The organism is Pseudomonas sp. (assembly GCF_037994325.1).
GTDB lineage: Bacteria > Pseudomonadota > Gammaproteobacteria > Pseudomonadales > Pseudomonadaceae > Aquipseudomonas.
Genome location: NZ_JBBNAH010000727.1, coordinates 1 through 4,476, shown reverse-complemented (window position 1 = coordinate 4,476; position 4,476 = coordinate 1). Strand labels below are relative to the sequence as shown.

The following is a 4,476-nucleotide window of genomic DNA, read 5'->3' as shown; positions in this document are numbered from 1 at the left end:
TTATACGCCTTTGTTGGGCTTCGCCGTTGGCTCAACCCAACGTCGTTCAGCGCACGCTGAGCGGCGGGTTGGTGAGCTTCTCGAGCAAGCCGGCCTGGGCGCTGCGGGCGTTCTGGTTGCCGGTCGGGCTTGAACGTACATAGCGACCGTCCGATTGCAGCACCCAGCTCTGGGTGTTGTCGCTGAGATAGGACTCCAGCTCCTTCTTCACCCGCGTAATCAGCTTTTTGCCCTCGACCGGGAAGCAGGTTTCCACGCGCTTATCCAGGTTGCGCTCCATCCAGTCGGCACTCGACAGGTAAATCTTCTCGTCGAAGTCATTGAGGAAGTAGAACACCCGGGTGTGCTCGAGGAAGCGACCAATGATCGAACGCACATGGATGTTGTGCGACACACCGGCAATACCTGGGCGCAGGCAGCACATGCCGCGAATCACCAAGTCGATGCGCACGCCGGTCTGGCTGGCTTTGTACAAGGCGCGAATGATCTTCGGGTCGGTCAGCGAGTTGAACTTGGCGATGATATGCGCCGGCTTGCCGTCTGCCGCCAACGCGGTTTCGCGGGCGATCATATCCAGCAAGCTCTTCTTCAAGGTAAACGGCGCATGCAGGAGCTTTTTCATGCGCAGGGTCTTACCCATGCCGATCAGTTGGCTGAACAGCTTGGAGACGTCTTCGCACAAGGCATCGTCAGAGGTGATCAGGCTGTAGTCGGTATACAAGCGCGCGTTGCCGGCGTGGTAGTTACCGGTGCCCAAGTGCGCGTAACGCACGATTTCGCCGGCTTCGCGGCGCAAAATCAGCATCATTTTGGCGTGAGTTTTAAAGCCGACAACGCCGTAAATCACCACCGCACCGGCCGCTTGCAGGCGGCTGGCCAGTTGCAGGTTGGACTCTTCGTCAAAGCGCGCGCGCAGCTCGATAACCGCCGTGACTTCCTTACCGTTACGTGCGGCATCAACCAATGCGTCGACGATTTCGGAGTTGGCGCCGCTGCGATACAGGGTTTGTTTGATCGCCAGCACATGTGGGTCTTTCGCCGCCTGGCGCAGCAGGTCGACCACCGGGGTGAACGACTCGAAGGGGTGCAGCAACAGGATGTCCTGCTTGCTGACCACGTTGAACAGGTTGTCGCTGTTTTGCAGCAGCTTTGGAATCACCGGGGTGAACGGCGTGTACTGCAGTTCCGGGTGGCTATCCAGGCCGGTAATGCTAAACAGACGCGTCAGGTTGACCGGGCCGTTGACGCGATACAGCTCAGTCTCGCCAAGGTTGAATTGCTTGAGCAGGTAGTCGGCCAGGTGCGCCGGGCAGGTGTCTGCCACTTCCAGGCGCACGGCATCGCCGTAACGGCGAGAGAACAGCTCGCCACGCAGGGCGCGCGCCAAGTCCTCAACATCCTCGGAGTCCAGCGACAAGTCGGCGTTTCGGGTCAGACGGAACTGGTAGCAGCCCTTCACTTTCATGCCTTGGAACAGGTCATCGGCATGGGCATGGATCATCGACGACAGGAACACGTGGTTGTCGCCAGGGCCACCCACGTCTTCCGGCACCTTGATCACCCGCGGCAACAGGCGCGGCGCTGGAATGATCGCCAAACCGGAGTCGCGACCAAAGGCGTCGATCCCTTCCAGCTCAACAATAAAGTTAAGGCTTTTGTTCACCAGCAATGGGAACGGGTGGGTGGGGTCGAGACCGATCGGGGTAATGATCGGGGCAATTTCGTCGCGGAAATAACGGCGTACCCAGGCTTTCAGCTTGGTGGTCCAGAAGCGCCGGCGGATAAAGGTGATGTTGTGCTTGGCCAGCTCGGGAAACAGTACGTCGTTGAGAATGGCGTACTGGCGGTTGACCTGCTCGTGCGCCAGCTCGCTGATACGGGCCAACACTTGGTGCGGCAGCAAACCATCGGCCCCAGCTTGCTCGCGAGCGAAGGTGATCTGCTTCTTCAAACCGGCTACGCGAATTTCAAAGAACTCGTCCAGGTTGCTGGAGAAGATCAGCAGAAACTTCAGGCGCTCCAGCAACGGATAGGACTCATCCAGTGCCTGCTCCAGCACGCGAATATTAAACTTCAGCTGCGACAGCTCGCGGTGAATATACAGGCTGCTGTCGTCCAGGCCTGGAATGGGCGCAGGCACTGGAGCCGGTTCGGGTGCAGCAACTACGGGCTCTTCAACGGGATGCTCGGCGACGGGCTCAGCGGCGGTTTTATCGGCCGAAGCTTTCTCGGTCGACACCTTCTCAACAGCGGCTTTGTCGGTGGAGCCTTTCTCGGCAGTCGCCTTCGCAGCGGGCTTTTCTGCCGCCACTTTTTCAACTGGCGTCTTGCCTGCCACTGCTTTTTCCGTCACGGCCTTTTCCACCACGGCTTTATCGGCGACGGCTGAGTCATTCAGCTCATCCGCTTTGCTGAGTCCTTCGCTATTCATCACGTATTCCCAAACGGGCTTACTGCCCTTGCTTTAGTAGTTGTGCCGCACGCACGGCGAAATAAGTAAGGATGCCATCGGCACCTGCGCGCTTGAACGCGGTCAGCGATTCGACAATCACGGCCTCGCTAAGCCAGCCATTCTGAATGGCCGCCATGTGCATCGCGTACTCGCCGCTGACCTGATAGACAAAGGTCGGCACGCGGAATTCCTCTTTCACCCGGTAAAGGATATCCAAGTACGGCATACCTGGCTTGACCATTACCATGTCCGCGCCTTCGGCCAGATCCGCCGCCACTTCGTGCAGGGCTTCGTCGCTGTTGGCCGGGTCCATCTGATAGGAGGCTTTGTTGGCTTTGCCCAGGTTCAACGACGAGCCGACCGCATCGCGGAACGGGCCGTAGTAGGCGCTGGCGTACTTGGCTGAGTAGGCCATGATCCGCACGTTGGTGTGGTCAGCCAGCTCCAGCGCTTCACGGATGGCTTGAATGCGGCCGTCCATCATGTCTGAAGGTGCCACCACCTGAGCGCCGGCATCGGCGTGGGACAGGGCCTGGCGCACCAGTGCATCGACGGTAATGTCGTTCTGCACATAGCCTTCGTCATCAAGGATGCCGTCTTGGCCATGGGTGGTGAACGGGTCAAGGGCCACATCACTGATTACCCCCAACTCCGGAAACTTCTCGCGCAATGCACGGATGGCGCGCTGGGCGATGCCTTCCGGGTTCCAGGCCTCGCGACCGTCGAGGGTCTTTTTCTCTGGCGGGGTTACCGGAAACAGTGCCAACGCAGGAATACCCAGAGCCACCCAGGCTTCGGCTTCTTTCAGCAGTAAGTCGATCGACAAGCGCTCAACGCCCGGCATGGACGGCACTTCTTCGCGGCGGTTTTCACCTTCCAGCACAAACACCGGATAAATCAGGTCATCGACCGTCAGCACATTTTCGCGCACCAGTCGGCGCGAAAAATCGTCGCGACGGTTGCGACGCAGACGGGTGGCAGGGAAAAGACGATTGGCGGGGGTAAAACTCACGGCAGACTCCTGGGCCCGCACAAACGGGCGAGTGTGACAGTTATAGGCCGCCATTATGACCAAAGAATGACAAAAGCTGGCGCCTATGCGACGGCGCGACGCAGCCGGCGGCCGTTCTTGCTTTGAATCGTATCAGCGCTGATGCGTCACGCTTTCCCCTTTAAGGCTGACAGGTTAGGCTGCGCGTTCATTTCGCTGTGCACGCTGACGATGCTCCAACAATTTCTGCAGGACTTCGGTTACCTCGCCCTCTTTATTGGCACCTTTTTCGAAGGCGAGACCATTCTGGTATTGGCCGGCTTCCTCGCGTTCCGCGGTTACATGGATATCAACTATGTGGTCGTCGTCGCGTTCTTCGGCAGCTATGCCGGCGACCAACTCTGGTATTACCTCGGCCGCAGCCACGGGCGCCGCTTGCTCGCGCGCAAACCGCGCTTGCAGAAGCTGGGCGACAAGGCGCTGGGCTATATCCAACGCCATCCGGATTTGTGGGTGTTGAGTTTCCGCTTCGTGTACGGCATGCGCACCGTAATGCCGGTGGCCATTGGCATGGCCGGCTACCCGCCGCTGCGCTATTTGCTGCTTAACGGTATTGGTGCGATTGTCTGGGCCATGGCCCTGGGCTTTGCCGCCTTCCACTTTGGCTCGGTGATGGAAAGCATCCTGGGCAATATCAAAAAATACGAGCTGTGGGTGCTCGGTGCGCTGGTGTTGCTTGGCGCAGTGCTGTGGCTGCGCCGCTATATCAAATCGCGCAAAGCCTGATCAGGCTGGCACGCCTGACCGGCCACGGCGCGCCAGCATAAGCAACGCCAGAGCGCTAAGCAGGCTGTAGATTCCCAGCAAACTCCAGCTCAGCAAATTGATGGGCAACAAACCCACCTGCTCGGCCACCCACAAGGCCGGCGCATTCAACAACAAACGCAGCACCTCCAAGCCCAGCGCATAGTCGCGGTTCTCCAGCCACGCCCCCAACACAAACAAGCCAAACGCCATCCACGCGCAGCTGCCG

Annotated in this window: 3 protein-coding genes and 1 pseudogene; 1 reads left to right on the top strand and 3 read right to left on the bottom strand. The window is 59.1% G+C overall.

The window, feature by feature from the left end; genetic code table 11:
- Positions 1–46: 46 nt before the first annotated feature.
- Together ppk1 and hemB are read right to left on the bottom strand one after the other, a co-directional pair.
- Positions 47–2,431, bottom strand: a complete 2,385-nt coding sequence (gene ppk1 / locus AAAB16_RS24230) for a polyphosphate kinase 1 (RefSeq protein ID WP_340665643.1) — start codon at positions 2,429–2,431, stop codon at positions 47–49.
- 19 nt (positions 2,432–2,450) lie between these two features.
- Positions 2,451–3,464 (bottom strand): porphobilinogen synthase, encoded by a 1,014-nt coding sequence (gene hemB, locus AAAB16_RS24225; protein ID WP_110615770.1) that lies wholly within the window; start codon positions 3,462–3,464, stop codon positions 2,451–2,453.
- A 210-nt stretch (positions 3,465–3,674) separates the two neighbouring features.
- On the opposite strand from hemB, the gene AAAB16_RS24220 reads away from it, so the two are divergent.
- Positions 3,675–4,229 (top strand): DedA family protein, encoded by a 555-nt coding sequence (locus tag AAAB16_RS24220; protein WP_340665642.1) that lies wholly within the window; start codon positions 3,675–3,677, stop codon positions 4,227–4,229.
- On the opposite strand, the pseudogene AAAB16_RS24215 reads toward AAAB16_RS24220, so the two are convergent.
- Positions 4,230–4,476: pseudogene (locus tag AAAB16_RS24215) on the bottom strand (hypothetical protein); the annotation flags it as partial.